We start from the raw sequence: 16324 nt of genomic DNA on the forward strand, positions 1-16324 counted from the left end.
GGATGCGGGCATCGTATAATGGCTATTACCTCAGCCTTCCAAGCTGATGATGCGGGTTCGATTCCCGCTGCCCGCTCCAATACGTGCTGATATGGCTCAGTTGGTAGAGCGCACCCTTGGTAAGGGTGAGGTCCCCAGTTCGACTCTGGGTATCAGCACCACTTCACTTCTCCTTCCCGTTTCTCTCTGTTTCAATTTTACTGTATTCAACAATTCGGGCATTTCGCCTGGTTGATGTGGTGATATCACCGATTTATCCGTGTCTTAGAGGGACAATCGATGTCTAAAGAAAAGTTTGAACGTACAAAACCGCACGTTAACGTCGGTACTATCGGCCACGTTGACCATGGTAAAACAACGCTGACCGCTGCAATCACTACCGTTCTGGCAAAAACCTACGGTGGTTCTGCTCGTGCATTCGACCAGATCGATAACGCACCAGAAGAAAAAGCTCGTGGTATCACCATCAACACCTCTCACGTTGAATACGACACCCCGACTCGCCACTACGCACACGTAGACTGCCCAGGCCACGCCGACTATGTTAAAAACATGATCACCGGTGCTGCGCAGATGGACGGCGCGATCCTGGTTGTTGCTGCGACTGACGGCCCAATGCCTCAGACCCGTGAGCACATCCTGCTGGGTCGTCAGGTAGGCGTTCCTTTCATCATCGTGTTCCTGAACAAGTGCGACATGGTTGATGACGAAGAGCTGCTGGAACTGGTAGAGATGGAAGTTCGTGAACTGCTGTCTCAGTACGATTTCCCAGGCGACGACACCCCAATCGTTCGTGGTTCCGCGCTGAAAGCGCTGGAAGGCGACGCAGAGTGGGAAGCGAAAATCATCGAACTGGCTGGCTTCCTGGATTCTTACATCCCAGAACCAGAGCGTGCGATTGACAAGCCATTCCTGCTGCCAATCGAAGACGTATTCTCCATCTCCGGTCGTGGTACCGTTGTTACCGGTCGTGTAGAGCGCGGTATCATCAAAGTTGGTGAAGAAGTTGAAATCGTTGGTATCAAAGAGACTGCGAAGTCTACCTGTACTGGCGTTGAAATGTTCCGCAAACTGCTGGACGAAGGCCGTGCTGGTGAGAACGTTGGTGTTCTGCTGCGTGGTATCAAGCGTGAAGAAATCGAACGTGGTCAGGTTCTGGCGAAGCCAGGCTCAATCAAGCCACACACCAAGTTCGAATCTGAAGTGTACATCCTGTCCAAAGACGAAGGCGGCCGTCATACTCCGTTCTTCAAAGGCTACCGTCCACAGTTCTACTTCCGTACAACTGACGTGACCGGTACCATCGAACTGCCAGAAGGCGTAGAGATGGTAATGCCAGGCGACAACATCAAGATGGTTGTGACTCTGATCCACCCAATCGCGATGGACGACGGTCTGCGTTTCGCAATCCGTGAAGGTGGCCGTACCGTTGGCGCGGGCGTGGTTGCTAAAGTTCTCGGCTAATTGCTGATAACATTTGACGCAATGCGCAATAAAAGGGCATCATTTGATGCCCTTTTTGCACGCTTTCACGCCAGAACCTGGCTCATCAGTGATTATTTTTGTCATAATCATTGCTGAGACAGGCTCTGCAGAGAGCGTATAATCCGAAAAGCGAATTAGCATTTCGATTTGGTTTGCCTCGCGATCGCGGGGTGAAAATGTTTGTAGAATACTTCTGACAGGTTGGTTTATGAGTGCGAATACCGAAGCTCAAGGGAGCGGGCGCGGCCTGGAAGCGATGAAATGGGTAGTAGTAGCCGTTCTGCTGATCGTAGCGATTGTCGGCAACTACCTTTATCGTGACATTATGCTGCCGCTACGCGCGCTTGCAGTGGTAATTCTGATTGCTGCAGCGGGTGGTGTCGCGCTGTTGACGACGAAAGGCAAAGCGACTGTCGCTTTTGCCCGCGAAGCGCGTACCGAAGTCCGCAAGGTAATTTGGCCGACTCGCCAGGAAACATTGCACACCACGCTGATCGTAGCGGCGGTTACCGCTGTAATGTCACTGATCCTGTGGGGACTGGATGGTATTCTGGTTCGCCTGGTATCCTTTATCACTGGCCTGAGGTTCTGAGATGTCTGAAGCCCCTAAAAAGCGCTGGTACGTCGTTCAGGCGTTTTCCGGTTTTGAAGGCCGCGTAGCCACGTCGCTGCGTGAGCATATCAAATTACACAACATGGAAGAGTTGTTTGGCGAAGTTATGGTTCCAACCGAAGAAGTGGTTGAGATCCGTGGCGGCCAGCGTCGCAAAAGCGAGCGCAAATTCTTCCCGGGTTACGTGCTGGTTCAGATGGTTATGAACGACGCGAGCTGGCACCTGGTGCGCAGCGTACCGCGCGTGATGGGCTTTATCGGCGGCACGTCTGACCGTCCGGCGCCAATCAGCGACAAAGAAGTTGATGCGATTATGAACCGCCTGCAGCAGGTAGGTGATAAGCCGCGTCCGAAAACGCTGTTTGAACCGGGTGAAATGGTTCGTGTTAATGACGGTCCGTTTGCTGACTTTAATGGCGTGGTTGAAGAAGTGGACTACGAGAAGTCCCGCCTGAAAGTTTCTGTTTCTATCTTCGGTCGTGCGACCCCGGTAGAACTGGACTTTGCCCAGGTAGAAAAAGCCTAAGCAGCGATCAAAAAAGCGACGATTTAATCGTTGCACAAGGCGCGGGATTGGAATACAATTTCGCGCCTTTTGTTTTTATGGGTCTCGGCCCGTAAAACGAATTTTATTCACGGGGAGCCTCCCTGAGGCGCTATTACCCAATCAGAGGATTTTAGAATGGCTAAGAAAGTACAAGCCTACGTCAAGCTGCAGGTTGCAGCTGGTATGGCGAACCCAAGTCCACCAGTTGGTCCAGCTCTGGGTCAGCAGGGTGTGAACATCATGGAATTCTGTAAAGCGTTCAACGCAAAAACTGAATCCCTGGAAAAAGGTCTGCCAATCCCAGTCGTAATCACTGTTTACGCTGACCGTTCTTTCACTTTCGTTACCAAAACCCCTCCAGCAGCAGTTCTGCTGAAGAAAGCGGCTGGTATCAAGTCTGGTTCCGGTAAACCGAACAAAGACAAAGTGGGTAAAATTTCCCGCGCTCAGCTGCAGGAAATCGCGCAGACCAAAGCTGCCGACATGACTGGTGCCGACATTGAAGCGATGACTCGCTCCATCGAAGGTACTGCACGTTCCATGGGCCTGGTAGTGGAGGACTAAGAAATGGCTAAACTGACCAAGCGCATGTCCGTGATCCGTGACAAAGTTGATGCGACCAAACAGTACGACATCAACGAAGCTATCGCTCTACTGAAAGAACTGGCAACTGCTAAGTTCGTTGAAAGCGTTGACGTTGCCGTTAACCTGGGCATCGACGCTCGTAAATCCGATCAGAACGTTCGTGGCGCAACTGTACTGCCACACGGTACTGGCCGTTCCGTTCGCGTAGCTGTATTTGCTCAGGGTGCAAACGCTGAAGCTGCTAAAGCTGCCGGTGCTGAACTGGTAGGTATGGAAGATCTGGCTGATCAGATCAAGAAAGGCGAAATGAACTTTGACGTTGTTATCGCATCTCCAGATGCAATGCGCGTTGTTGGCCAGCTGGGCCAGGTTCTGGGTCCACGCGGCCTGATGCCAAACCCGAAAGTTGGTACTGTAACTCCTAACGTTGCTGAAGCGGTTAAGAACGCTAAAGCGGGTCAGGTTCGTTATCGTAACGACAAAAACGGCATCATCCACACCACCATCGGTAAAGTGGATTTTGACGCTGACAAACTGAAAGAAAACCTGGAAGCTCTGCTGGTTGCGCTGAAAAAAGCAAAACCAACTCAGGCGAAAGGCGTGTACATCAAGAAAGTTAGCATCTCCACCACTATGGGTGCAGGTGTTGCAGTTGACCAGGCTGGCCTGAGCGCTGCTGCAAACTAATGCCTTTACGTGGGCGGTGATTTTGTCTACAATCTTACCCCCACGTTTGCTAACGAAAGTTAGTGGCTAAAAGAATTGTTCGTTGGAGCCTGGCCTATCCAGGCCTCCGTCGAAGACCGCAGGTGTCTCGAAAGAGACTTAATCCCCTGCGTAGACGGTGACAGAACGCTAAGATTATTTTTAATACTCTGGCTTGTTTCTGCTCACCGTATTAAGACGCTCTTCCCGTTGGGAAGAGTGAAGTGAGTTCCGGAACATGAGTTCCGGCAAACATCCAGGAGCAAAGCTAATGGCTTTAAATCTTCAAGACAAACAAGCGATTGTTGCTGAAGTCAGCGAAGTAGCCAAAGGCGCGCTGTCTGCAGTAGTTGCGGATTCCCGTGGCGTTACTGTAGACAAAATGACTGAACTGCGTAAAGCAGGTCGTGAAGCTGGCGTATACATGCGTGTTGTTCGTAACACCCTGCTGCGCCGCGTAGTTGAAGGTACTCAGTTCGAGTGCCTGAAAGACACGTTTGTTGGTCCGACCCTGATTGCATACTCTATGGAACACCCGGGCGCTGCTGCTCGTCTGTTCAAAGAGTTCGCGAAAGCGAATGCAAAATTTGAGGTCAAAGCTGCAGCCTTTGAAGGTGAGTTGATCCCGGCATCGCAAATCGATCGCCTGGCAACCCTGCCGACCTACGAAGAAGCAATTGCACGCCTGATGGCAACCATGAAAGAAGCTGCGGCTGGCAAACTGGTTCGCACTCTGGCTGCTGTACGCGATGCGAAAGAAGCTGCTTAATTGCAGTTATCTTTATAAAGCATTTGCTTACGTATAAACTTATTCTGATTTTCAGGAACAATTTAAATGTCTATCACTAAAGATCAAATCATTGAAGCAGTAGCAGCTATGTCCGTAATGGACGTTGTAGAGCTGGTTTCTGCAATGGAAGAAAAATTCGGTGTTTCTGCTGCTGCTGCTGTAGCTGTAGCTGCTGGCCCGGCTGAAGCTGCTGAAGAAAAAACTGAATTCGACGTAATTCTGAAAGCTGCTGGCGCGAACAAAGTTGCTGTTATCAAAGCAGTACGTGGCGCAACTGGCCTGGGTCTGAAAGAAGCTAAAGACCTGGTAGAATCTGCTCCAGCTGCGCTGAAAGAAGGCGTGAGCAAAGACGACGCAGAAGCACTGAAAAAATCTCTGGAAGAAGCTGGCGCTGAAGTTGAAGTTAAATAAGCCAACTTTTCTGGTTGCAGCCTAAGCAATTAGGCTGATGGCTGGTGACTTTTTAGTCACCAGCCTTTTTGCGCTGTAAGGCATCAGTAGCATTTCACACTGTTTGACTGCTGATTGTCCTGACAATGCTTGTTTCTATCGACGACTTAATATACTGCGACAGGGTGCTCGCTCTGTGTAAATCGCAATGAAATGGTTTAAGCGTGATAGCAACAGGTATTGCGGAAAGTATTCAATTTTCCGGTCCACAAAATGGTGTTGCACAAACTGTCCCTTCGTCGGACAGATGGGTCGACTTGTCAGCGAGCTGAGGAACCCTATGGTTTACTCCTATACCGAGAAAAAACGTATTCGTAAGGATTTTGGTAAACGTCCACAAGTTCTGGACATTCCATATCTCCTTTCTATCCAGCTTGACTCGTTCCAGAAGTTTATCGAGCAAGATCCTGAAGGGCAGTACGGTCTGGAAGCAGCCTTCCGTTCCGTGTTCCCGATTCAGAGCTACAGCGGTAACTCCGAGCTGCAGTACGTCAGCTACCGCCTTGGCGAACCGGTGTTTGACGTTCAGGAATGTCAGATCCGTGGCGTGACCTATTCCGCACCGCTGCGCGTAAAACTGCGTCTGGTGATCTACGAGCGCGAAGCGCCGGAAGGCACCGTAAAAGACATTAAAGAACAAGAAGTCTACATGGGTGAGATTCCACTCATGACAGACAACGGTACTTTCGTCATCAACGGTACTGAGCGTGTTATCGTTTCCCAGCTGCATCGTAGCCCGGGCGTCTTCTTCGACAGCGATAAAGGTAAAACACACTCTTCCGGTAAAGTACTGTATAACGCACGCATCATTCCTTACCGTGGTTCATGGCTGGACTTCGAGTTCGATCCAAAAGACAACCTGTTTGTCCGTATCGACCGTCGTCGTAAACTGCCTGCAACCATCATTCTGCGTGCACTGAACTATACCACTGAGCAGATCCTGGACCTGTTCTTTGAGAAAGTGATCTTTGAAATCCGCGACAACAAGCTGCAGATGGAGCTGGTGCCGGAACGTCTGCGTGGTGAGACCGCGTCGTTCGACATCGAAGCCGACGGCAAAGTGTATGTGGAAAAAGGTCGCCGTATCACCGCGCGCCACATCCGCCAGCTGGAAAAAGATGATATCAAACACATCGAAGTTCCGGTTGAATACATTGCAGGAAAAGTAGCCGCGAAAGATTACGTTGATGAATCAACTGGCGAGCTGATCTGCCCGGCTAACATGGAGCTGAGCCTGGATCTGCTGGCTAAGCTGAGCCAGTCTGGCCACAAACGTATCGAAACGCTGTTCACCAACGATCTGGACCACGGTCCGTACATCTCTGAGACTGTACGCGTCGACCCAACGACCGATCGTCTGAGCGCGCTGGTCGAAATCTACCGCATGATGCGTCCTGGTGAGCCACCAACTCGCGAAGCGGCTGAAAGCCTGTTCGAGAACCTGTTCTTCTCCGAAGACCGCTACGATCTGTCCGCGGTAGGTCGTATGAAGTTCAACCGTTCTCTGCTGCGCGATGAAATCGAAGGTTCCGGTATCCTGAGCAAAGACGACATCATCGAAGTGATGAAGAAGCTCATCGATATCCGTAACGGTAAAGGCGAAGTGGACGATATCGACCACCTCGGCAACCGTCGTATCCGCTCCGTAGGCGAAATGGCGGAAAACCAGTTCCGCGTTGGCCTGGTACGTGTAGAGCGTGCGGTGAAAGAGCGTCTGTCTCTGGGTGATCTGGATACCCTGATGCCTCAGGATATGATCAACGCCAAGCCGATTTCTGCAGCAGTGAAAGAGTTCTTCGGTTCCAGCCAGCTGTCTCAGTTCATGGACCAGAACAACCCGCTGTCTGAGATTACGCACAAACGTCGTATCTCCGCACTCGGCCCGGGCGGTCTGACCCGTGAACGTGCAGGCTTCGAAGTTCGAGACGTACACCCGACGCACTACGGTCGCGTATGTCCAATCGAAACGCCTGAAGGTCCAAACATCGGTCTGATCAACTCCCTGTCCGTTTACGCACAGACGAACGAATACGGTTTCCTCGAGACCCCGTACCGTAAAGTGACTGACGGTGTTGTTACCGACGAAATTCACTACCTGTCTGCTATCGAAGAAGGCAACTACGTTATCGCTCAGGCGAACTCCAACCTGGATGACGAAGGCCACTTTGTAGAAGATTTGGTTACCTGCCGTAGCAAAGGCGAATCCAGCTTGTTCAGCCGCGACCAGGTTGACTACATGGACGTTTCCACCCAGCAGGTGGTATCCGTCGGTGCGTCCCTGATCCCGTTCCTGGAACACGATGACGCCAACCGTGCATTGATGGGTGCGAACATGCAACGTCAGGCCGTTCCAACTCTGCGTGCTGATAAGCCGCTGGTTGGTACCGGTATGGAACGTGCTGTTGCCGTTGACTCCGGTGTTACTGCAGTTGCTAAGCGTGGCGGTACCGTTCAGTACGTCGACGCATCCCGTATCGTTATCAAAGTTAACGAAGACGAGATGTATCCGGGCGAAGCGGGTATCGACATCTACAACCTGACCAAATACACCCGTTCTAACCAGAACACCTGTATCAACCAGATGCCTTGCGTATCTCTGGGTGAGCCAGTTGAGCGCGGCGACGTGCTGGCAGACGGTCCGTCCACCGACCTCGGTGAACTGGCGCTCGGTCAGAACATGCGCGTAGCGTTCATGCCGTGGAACGGTTACAACTTCGAAGACTCCATCCTCGTCTCCGAGCGTGTGGTTCAGGAAGATCGTTTCACCACCATCCACATTCAGGAACTGGCCTGTGTGTCCCGTGACACCAAGCTGGGGCCAGAAGAGATCACTGCCGACATCCCTAACGTGGGTGAAGCTGCGCTCTCCAAACTGGATGAATCCGGTATTGTTTACATCGGTGCGGAAGTGACCGGCGGCGACATTCTGGTTGGTAAGGTTACGCCGAAAGGTGAAACCCAGCTGACGCCAGAAGAGAAACTGCTGCGTGCAATCTTCGGTGAGAAAGCGTCTGACGTTAAAGACTCTTCTCTGCGCGTACCAAACGGTGTTTCCGGTACGGTTATCGACGTTCAGGTCTTCACTCGTGATGGCGTTGAGAAAGATAAGCGTGCGCTGGAAATCGAAGAGATGCAGCTCAAGCAGGCTAAGAAAGACCTGTCTGAAGAACTGCAGATCCTCGAAGCGGGTCTGTTCAGCCGTATTTATGCGGTGCTGGTTGCCGGTGGTGTTGAAGCTGAGAAGCTCGACAAACTGCCACGCGATCGCTGGCTGGAACTGGGCCTGACCGACGAAGAGAAACAAAATCAGCTGGAACAGCTGGCTGAGCAGTATGACGAACTGAAACACGAGTTCGAGAAAAAACTCGAAGCGAAACGCCGCAAAATCACTCAGGGCGACGATCTGGCACCAGGCGTGCTGAAGATTGTTAAGGTGTATCTGGCCGTTAAACGTCAGATCCAGCCTGGTGATAAGATGGCAGGTCGTCACGGTAACAAGGGTGTTATCTCTAAGATCAACCCGATCGAAGATATGCCGCACGATGCTAACGGTACGCCGGTAGATATCGTACTGAACCCACTGGGCGTACCGTCTCGTATGAACATCGGTCAGATTCTGGAAACCCACCTGGGTATGGCTGCGAAAGGTATTGGCGACAAGATCAACGCCATGCTGAAACAGCAGCAGGAAGTCGCGAAACTGCGCGAATTCATCCAGCGTGCCTACGATCTGGGTACCGATGTGCGTCAGAAAGTCGACCTGAACACCTTCAGCGATGAAGAAGTGCTGCGTCTGGCAGAGAACCTGCGCAAAGGTATGCCAATTGCAACGCCGGTATTCGACGGTGCAAAAGAAGCTGAAATTAAAGAGCTGCTGCAACTGGGTGGTCTGCCAACGTCTGGTCAGATTACGCTGTTTGACGGCCGTACCGGTGAACAGTTTGAGCGTCCAGTAACCGTTGGTTACATGTACATGCTGAAACTGAACCACCTGGTCGACGACAAGATGCACGCTCGTTCTACCGGTTCTTACAGCCTGGTTACTCAGCAGCCGCTGGGTGGTAAGGCACAGTTCGGTGGTCAGCGCTTCGGGGAGATGGAAGTGTGGGCGCTGGAAGCATACGGCGCGGCATACACCCTGCAGGAAATGCTCACCGTTAAGTCTGATGACGTGAACGGTCGTACCAAGATGTATAAAAACATCGTGGACGGCAACCATCAGATGGAGCCGGGCATGCCAGAATCCTTCAACGTACTGTTGAAAGAGATTCGTTCGCTGGGTATCAACATCGAACTGGAAGACGAGTAATTCTCGCTCAAACAGGTCACTGCTGTCGGGTTAACGCCCGACAGCAGAGTGTGCTAACTCCGACGGGAGCAAATCCGTGAAAGACTTATTAAAGTTTCTGAAAGCGCAAACTAAAACCGAAGAGTTTGATGCGATCAAAATTGCTCTGGCTTCGCCAGACATGATCCGTTCATGGTCTTTCGGTGAAGTTAAAAAGCCGGAAACCATCAACTACCGTACGTTCAAACCTGAGCGTGACGGCCTTTTCTGTGCACGTATTTTCGGGCCAGTAAAAGATTACGAGTGCCTGTGCGGTAAGTACAAGCGCCTGAAACACCGTGGTGTGATCTGTGAGAAGTGCGGCGTTGAAGTGACCCAGACCAAAGTACGCCGTGAGCGTATGGGCCACATCGAGCTGGCGTCTCCGACTGCTCACATCTGGTTCCTGAAATCTCTGCCGTCCCGTATCGGCCTGCTGCTGGATATGCCGCTGCGCGATATCGAACGTGTACTGTACTTCGAATCTTATGTGGTTATCGAAGGCGGGATGACGAACCTGGAACGTCACCAGATCCTGACTGAAGAGCAGTATCTGGACGCGCTGGAAGAGTTCGGTGACGAATTCGACGCGAAGATGGGTGCGGAAGCTATTCAGGCCCTGCTGAAGAGCATGGATCTGGAGCAAGAGTGCGAGCAGCTGCGTGAAGAGCTGAACGAAACCAACTCCGAAACCAAGCGTAAAAAGCTGACCAAGCGTATCAAACTGCTGGAAGCGTTCGTTCAGTCTGGTAACAAACCAGAGTGGATGATCCTGACCGTTCTGCCGGTTCTGCCGCCAGATCTGCGTCCGCTGGTTCCGCTGGATGGTGGTCGTTTCGCAACGTCCGATCTGAACGATCTGTATCGTCGCGTGATCAACCGTAACAACCGTCTGAAACGTCTGCTGGATCTGGCTGCGCCGGATATCATCGTACGCAACGAAAAACGTATGCTGCAGGAAGCGGTAGATGCCCTGCTGGATAACGGTCGTCGTGGTCGTGCGATCACCGGTTCTAACAAACGTCCTCTGAAATCTTTGGCCGACATGATCAAAGGTAAACAGGGTCGTTTCCGTCAGAACCTGCTCGGTAAGCGTGTTGACTACTCCGGTCGTTCTGTAATCACCGTAGGTCCATACCTGCGTCTGCATCAGTGCGGTCTGCCGAAGAAAATGGCACTGGAGCTGTTCAAACCGTTCATCTACGGCAAGCTGGAGCTGCGAGGACTCGCCACCACCATCAAAGCCGCTAAGAAAATGGTTGAGCGTGAAGAAGCTGTCGTTTGGGATATCCTGGACGAAGTGATCCGCGAACACCCGGTACTGCTGAACCGTGCACCAACACTGCACCGTCTGGGTATCCAGGCATTTGAGCCAGTTCTGATCGAAGGTAAAGCTATCCAGCTGCACCCGCTGGTCTGTGCGGCTTATAACGCCGACTTCGATGGTGACCAGATGGCTGTTCACGTACCGCTGACGCTGGAAGCCCAGCTCGAAGCGCGTGCGCTGATGATGTCTACCAACAACATCCTGTCTCCAGCGAACGGTGAGCCAATCATCGTTCCTTCTCAGGACGTTGTATTGGGTCTGTACTACATGACCCGCGACTGTGTTAACGCCAAAGGCGAAGGCATGGTGCTGACTGGCCCGAAAGAAGCTGAGCGTATTTATCGCGCTGGCCTGGCCTCTCTGCATGCGCGCGTTAAAGTGCGTATCACCGAATACGAAAAAGATGCAAACGGCGAATTCGTTGCGAAAACCAGCCTGAAAGACACGACCGTTGGCCGTGCCATTCTGTGGATGATCGTACCGAAAGGTCTGCCTTTCTCCATCGTCAACCAGGCGCTGGGTAAGAAAGCGATCTCCAAAATGCTGAACACCTGTTACCGCATTCTGGGTCTGAAGCCGACCGTTATCTTCGCTGACCAGACAATGTATACCGGCTTTGCTTATGCAGCGCGTTCAGGTGCATCTGTTGGTATCGATGACATGGTCATCCCAGAGAAGAAACACGAGATCATCTCTGAAGCGGAAGCTGAAGTTGCGGAAATCCAGGAGCAGTTCCAGTCTGGTCTGGTCACCGCGGGCGAACGTTACAACAAAGTTATCGATATCTGGGCTGCGGCGAACGATCGTGTATCCAAAGCGATGATGGATAACCTGCAAACCGAAACCGTGATTAACCGTGACGGCGTAGAAGAGCAGCAGGTTTCCTTCAACAGCATCTACATGATGGCCGACTCCGGTGCGCGTGGTTCCGCAGCACAGATTCGTCAGCTGGCAGGTATGCGTGGTCTGATGGCGAAGCCGGATGGCTCCATCATCGAAACGCCAATCACCGCGAACTTCCGTGAAGGTCTGAACGTACTCCAGTACTTCATCTCCACGCACGGTGCGCGTAAAGGTCTGGCGGATACCGCACTGAAAACAGCGAACTCCGGTTATCTGACGCGTCGTCTGGTTGACGTTGCGCAGGATCTGGTTGTGACCGAAGACGATTGTGGCACCCTCGAAGGTATCACCATGACCCCGGTTATCGAGGGTGGTGATGTTAAAGAGCCGCTGCGCGATCGCGTACTGGGTCGTGTAACCGCGGAAGACATCCTGAAGCCGGGCACCGCAGACATTCTGGTTCCACGCAACACGCTGCTGCACGAACAGTGGTGTGACCTGCTGGAAGCGAACTCTGTTGACTCCGTGAAAGTGCGTTCCGTTGTATCCTGTGACACCGACTTTGGTGTATGTGCGCACTGCTACGGTCGTGACCTGGCGCGTGGCCACATCATCAACAAAGGTGAAGCCATCGGCGTTATCGCGGCACAGTCCATCGGTGAGCCGGGTACACAGCTGACGATGCGTACGTTCCACATCGGTGGTGCGGCATCTCGTGCGGCTGCTGAATCCAGCATCCAGGTGAAAAACAAAGGTAGCATCAAGCTCAGCAACGCGAAATCGGTTGTGAACTCCAGCGGTAAACTGGTTATCACTTCTCGTAACACCGAGCTGAAGCTGATCGACGAATTCGGTCGTACCAAAGAGAGCTATAAAGTGCCTTACGGTGCTGTTATGGCGAAAGGTGATGGCGAGCAGGTTGCCGGCGGTGAAACCGTTGCGAACTGGGATCCACACACCATGCCGGTTATCACCGAAGTAAGTGGTTTCATCCGCTTTACTGATATGATCGACGGCCAGACCATTACTCGTCAGACCGACGAGCTGACCGGTCTGTCTTCTCTGGTGGTTCTGGATTCTGCAGAACGTACTACCGGTGGTAAAGATCTGCGTCCTGCGCTGAAAATCGTTGATGCTCAGGGTAACGACGTTCTGATCCCGGGTACCGATATGCCTGCGCAGTACTTCCTGCCGGGTAAAGCGATTGTACAGCTGGAAGATGGCGTACAGATCAGCTCTGGTGACACCCTGGCGCGTATTCCTCAGGAATCCGGCGGTACCAAGGACATCACCGGTGGTCTGCCACGCGTTGCGGACCTGTTCGAAGCACGTCGTCCGAAAGAGCCTGCAATCCTGGCTGAAATCAGCGGCATCATCTCCTTCGGTAAAGAGACCAAAGGCAAGCGCCGTCTGGTTATCACGCCAGTAGATGGCAGCGAGCCGTACGAAGAGATGATTCCTAAGTGGCGTCAGCTCAACGTGTTCGAAGGCGAACGTGTAGAACGTGGTGACGTGGTTTCCGACGGTCCAGAAGCGCCGCACGACATCCTGCGTCTTCGTGGTGTGCATGCTGTTACTCGTTACATTGTTAACGAAGTACAGGACGTATACCGCCTGCAGGGCGTTAAGATTAACGATAAGCACATCGAAGTTATCGTTCGTCAGATGCTGCGTAAAGCAACCATCGAAAACGCGGGCAGCTCCGACTTCCTGGAAGGCGAGCAGGTTGAATACTCACGCGTTAAGATCGCTAACCGCGATCTCGAAGCGAATGGCAAAATCGGTGCGACCTTCGCACGCGATCTGCTGGGTATCACCAAAGCGTCTCTGGCAACCGAGTCCTTCATCTCTGCAGCATCGTTCCAGGAGACGACTCGTGTCCTGACCGAAGCCGCTGTTGCAGGTAAACGTGATGAACTGCGCGGTCTGAAAGAGAACGTCATCGTGGGTCGTCTGATCCCGGCCGGTACCGGTTATGCGTACCACCAGGATCGTATGCGTCGTCGCGCAGCGGGCGAACTTCCAGCTGCACCGCAGGTTACTGCTGAAGATGCCTCCGCGAGCCTTGCAGAACTGCTGAACGCAGGTCTGGGCGGTTCCGACAACGAGTAATCGTTGCTGCCGTAAATAAAAAACCCGCCTCGGCGGGTTTTTTTTATATCTGCATGTCTTCAATTCACTAGCGGGATGCGTCGATAAAGCTCAATCATATCGCCCGCCAGATCCTGAATAACCATCGCGTTCATCAGGTGGTCCTGAGAATGAACGGTGATCAGGTTAACCGGCAGTTTCCCGGTCCCTTCGTCAAGGCCGATAAGCTGCGTTTGGATCGTATGCGCGTGCTTCACATATTCGCGCGACTCTTCCATCGCTTTCTCAGCTTCGTCAAACTCACCTTTACGCGCCATCTGCAGGGCCATCAGGGCCGCGCTGCGTGCCGCACCTGCATTGACCAGCAGTTCCATGATCGTGGTTTCTAAGTCGTCCATTATGACTCCAGCAGCTTGAGTGCTTTTTCCAGTACGGCATCGCCTTTCATCATGCCGTAATCCATCATGTCGATCACCGCGACCTTTTTGCCCAGCGGGTCGGCCTGCGCCTGCAGTTTAGCCTGCTCGTATTTAACCTGTGGCCCCAGCAATACGATGTCGGCCGTCGCGATGTTGTCTTTAAACTCCGCAATCGGAACGGCTTTAATGGTGACTTCAACCCCTTTTTTCTGCGCGGCGTCTTTCATACGTTGAACCAGCATGCTGGTTGACATTCCCGCTGCACAGCATAAAACGATGTTCTTCATAATCAGCCTCGATCTACATGTGTTTATTGATAATTATCTTGCACAGAGGGCTTCAACAACCGCTTTACCACGATTGTGTGTCAGGCATCACAAAGAAACCGGCGAATTTCTGAAACCGGTTACAATTTGTATGACCGTCAACCTCACCCGTGGGGAACGGGCGGGCTGTGAGGTGGGGGATTAGCTGATGGCTGTTCGGATAATGCGGTTTTTACCCTGCCGTTTCGCGCTGTAGAGGGCGCTATCAACGCTTTCGACAAATTGTTCCAGCGGTTCGAAGTGCCATTCACCGAGACCCGCACTGAACGTGACGTGCAGGTTTTCTTCACGCCAGGCGCGCCTTTCAACGGCGGTGCGCCATGCATCAAGCAATGAGAATGCGGCAGCGATCTGCTCGGCCTGGAAGATCACCGCGAACTCTTCGCCACCGTAGCGGTAGACCGAGACGTTATGGGGCTGCATTATCTGGATCCCCTCACGCGCCACGTTACGCAGGACGATATCACCGCTCAGATGTCCCCACGTGTCGTTAATTGACTTGAAGTTATCAATATCAACCAGCGCCATCGCGAAAGGCTGGTGGGCGCTTAATAATTCCTCTACATCGCTATCGAACGCACGGCGGTTTTTGCAGCCCGTCAGCGCATCGTGAGTGGCCTGGCGGACATATGCCATCTCACGCTCTTTATTGGACTGGATGGTGTGGCTCAGCATCGCTTCCAGACGCGGTGCCTGGCTGACATCGCCCGTTTTGATCGCGTTGATAATGGTCATCAGCACGGTACGTGAGGCATGGCGCAGATAGAGGCCGAAGAGAATGATAATGATGGCCGCCAGCGCGAAACCCCAGCCTACGATCGTCGTTTCGTGGCGGGTAATATCGGTAAGCGTTGCGCCAGAGACCCGGTAGATAACAAACCAGTCCGGATTTGTGAAAGAGTAGTAGTAATACCAGGCGTTGGTTTTCTTGTCGTAGAGATGGCCTTCACCACTGGTCATTTTGTCCATCAGCGCTTCGCTCACGTACTGTTTGAAGAGCGCGCCAGTATCAGGGTGCAGCACGACGGCGCCATCACGTTCGACGACGAAGAATTCCCCCTGAACAGGGGCGACCATCTGACGCAGAGTGTAGCCCATTGACGTCAAATCAAGATGAAACGCGAGCGTGCCCTTAAGGCGGCCTTCTGGTGAAATTAACGGCTTATAGACTGTTACCGTTGGGTGGCCGGTGAAGTAATCCATATAGGGGCGGGTATAGTGGCTAAAGATACTGGCTTCAGCCTGGGCGACAAACCACGGCCGCGTCCGGGGATCGAAAGTTTTGCTCTTTTCCGTGGGGAGCACTTCCGGCGCGCGCAGATAATGTCCCTGCGTGTCTGCCAGCGAGATGGATGACACGGTCGGCATCAGATTCTGCAAATACATCATCATCTGCAGACCTTGCGTCGGGTTAAGGTTGAGGGTCTCGTTTAGCTTGTCGTCGCGCGCAAAGTAGATGGAGGAGCGTCCCAGAATATAGTCATTTTCACGCAGGATAGACTCGGTGTAGTTCACCGCAAGGTTATGGGTGAAATTCCCATTAATCTTATGATAGTCCTCAAGAAAATCCTTTTGTTGCGAAAGCGTGACCACAACTGCGATCAGCGCAAAACTGCACAGGATCCCCGCGAAGCTAAGCATGATTGGCCGGGTAAAAGAGAGCTTTTTGCTGTGAAGTGCCATGAGTTGTACATCGATCCTGATGGTGAATACTTTTCGTCTGCCGATATCCTCTCAGCATAGTCACTGTCCTGCGGTTAGCGGTGAATTATACGGAACCCAATTTCAGACGAGATGATTTATCTTAAGAATCACT

12 protein-coding genes and 2 tRNA genes are annotated in these 16324 nt (G+C 52.5%); 11 read left to right on the forward strand and 3 right to left on the reverse strand.

Going from position 1 to position 16324, the window contains the following annotated elements; translation table 11 throughout:
- Positions 1-4 precede the first annotated feature (4 nt).
- The 11 genes from ACR42C_RS00975 to rpoC all read left to right on the forward strand — a co-directional run bounded on the left by ACR42C_RS00975 (position 5) and on the right by rpoC (position 13784).
- Positions 5-79, forward strand: a tRNA-Gly gene (locus tag ACR42C_RS00975).
- Between the two features lie 6 nt (positions 80-85).
- Positions 86-161, forward strand: a tRNA-Thr gene (locus ACR42C_RS00980).
- Between the two features lie 118 nt (positions 162-279).
- On the forward strand, positions 280-1464 hold the full coding sequence (gene tuf / locus ACR42C_RS00985) for an elongation factor Tu (RefSeq protein WP_023309456.1): 1185 nt from the start codon (positions 280-282) through the stop codon (positions 1462-1464).
- Positions 1465-1693: 229 nt separating this feature from the next.
- The gene (gene secE, locus ACR42C_RS00990; RefSeq protein ID WP_013094999.1) at positions 1694-2077 is read left to right on the forward strand and encodes a preprotein translocase subunit SecE; all 384 of its coding nucleotides are present in this window, start codon (positions 1694-1696) and stop codon (positions 2075-2077) included.
- Between the two features lies 1 nt (position 2078).
- Positions 2079-2624, forward strand: coding sequence for a transcription termination/antitermination protein NusG (nusG, locus tag ACR42C_RS00995; RefSeq protein WP_003862341.1), 546 nt, complete (start codon positions 2079-2081; stop codon positions 2622-2624).
- A gap of 156 nt (positions 2625-2780) precedes the next feature.
- A complete protein-coding gene (rplK, locus tag ACR42C_RS01000; RefSeq protein ID WP_008503452.1) occupies positions 2781-3209 on the forward strand; it encodes a 50S ribosomal protein L11 in 429 nt (142 codons plus the stop codon).
- A gap of 3 nt (positions 3210-3212) precedes the next feature.
- On the forward strand, positions 3213-3917 hold the full coding sequence (gene rplA / locus ACR42C_RS01005; protein ID WP_006810530.1) for a 50S ribosomal protein L1: 705 nt from the start codon (positions 3213-3215) through the stop codon (positions 3915-3917).
- Between the two features lie 289 nt (positions 3918-4206).
- Entirely contained in the window at positions 4207-4704 is a 498-nt protein-coding gene (gene rplJ, locus ACR42C_RS01010) for a 50S ribosomal protein L10 (RefSeq protein WP_003862338.1), read from the forward strand.
- Positions 4705-4770: 66 nt separating this feature from the next.
- On the forward strand, positions 4771-5136 hold the full coding sequence (gene rplL / locus ACR42C_RS01015; RefSeq protein ID WP_002445276.1) for a 50S ribosomal protein L7/L12: 366 nt from the start codon (positions 4771-4773) through the stop codon (positions 5134-5136).
- Between the two features lie 319 nt (positions 5137-5455).
- Complete coding sequence (rpoB, locus tag ACR42C_RS01020; protein ID WP_061096566.1) at positions 5456-9484, forward strand: DNA-directed RNA polymerase subunit beta; 4029 nt, start codon at positions 5456-5458, stop codon at positions 9482-9484.
- 76 nt (positions 9485-9560) lie between these two features.
- Positions 9561-13784, forward strand: a complete 4224-nt coding sequence (gene rpoC, locus ACR42C_RS01025) for a DNA-directed RNA polymerase subunit beta' (protein WP_116344079.1) — start codon at positions 9561-9563, stop codon at positions 13782-13784.
- A gap of 59 nt (positions 13785-13843) precedes the next feature.
- Here rpoC and ACR42C_RS01030 read toward each other — a convergent pair whose 3' ends face one another.
- The 3 genes from ACR42C_RS01030 to ACR42C_RS01040 form a co-directional block, all read right to left on the reverse strand.
- Positions 13844-14161, reverse strand: coding sequence for a PTS lactose/cellobiose transporter subunit IIA (locus ACR42C_RS01030; RefSeq protein WP_479984647.1), 318 nt, complete (start codon positions 14159-14161; stop codon positions 13844-13846).
- The gene (locus tag ACR42C_RS01035; protein ID WP_479984648.1) at positions 14161-14469 is read right to left on the reverse strand and encodes a PTS sugar transporter subunit IIB; all 309 of its coding nucleotides are present in this window, start codon (positions 14467-14469) and stop codon (positions 14161-14163) included. Before ACR42C_RS01035 ends, ACR42C_RS01030 begins: the two co-directional genes overlap by 1 nt.
- Positions 14470-14649: 180 nt before the next feature.
- On the reverse strand, positions 14650-16191 hold the full coding sequence (locus tag ACR42C_RS01040; RefSeq protein WP_479984649.1) for a sensor domain-containing diguanylate cyclase: 1542 nt from the start codon (positions 16189-16191) through the stop codon (positions 14650-14652).
- Positions 16192-16324 lie beyond the last annotated feature (133 nt).

The organism is Enterobacter sp. MG-EB028 (genome assembly GCF_056673305.1).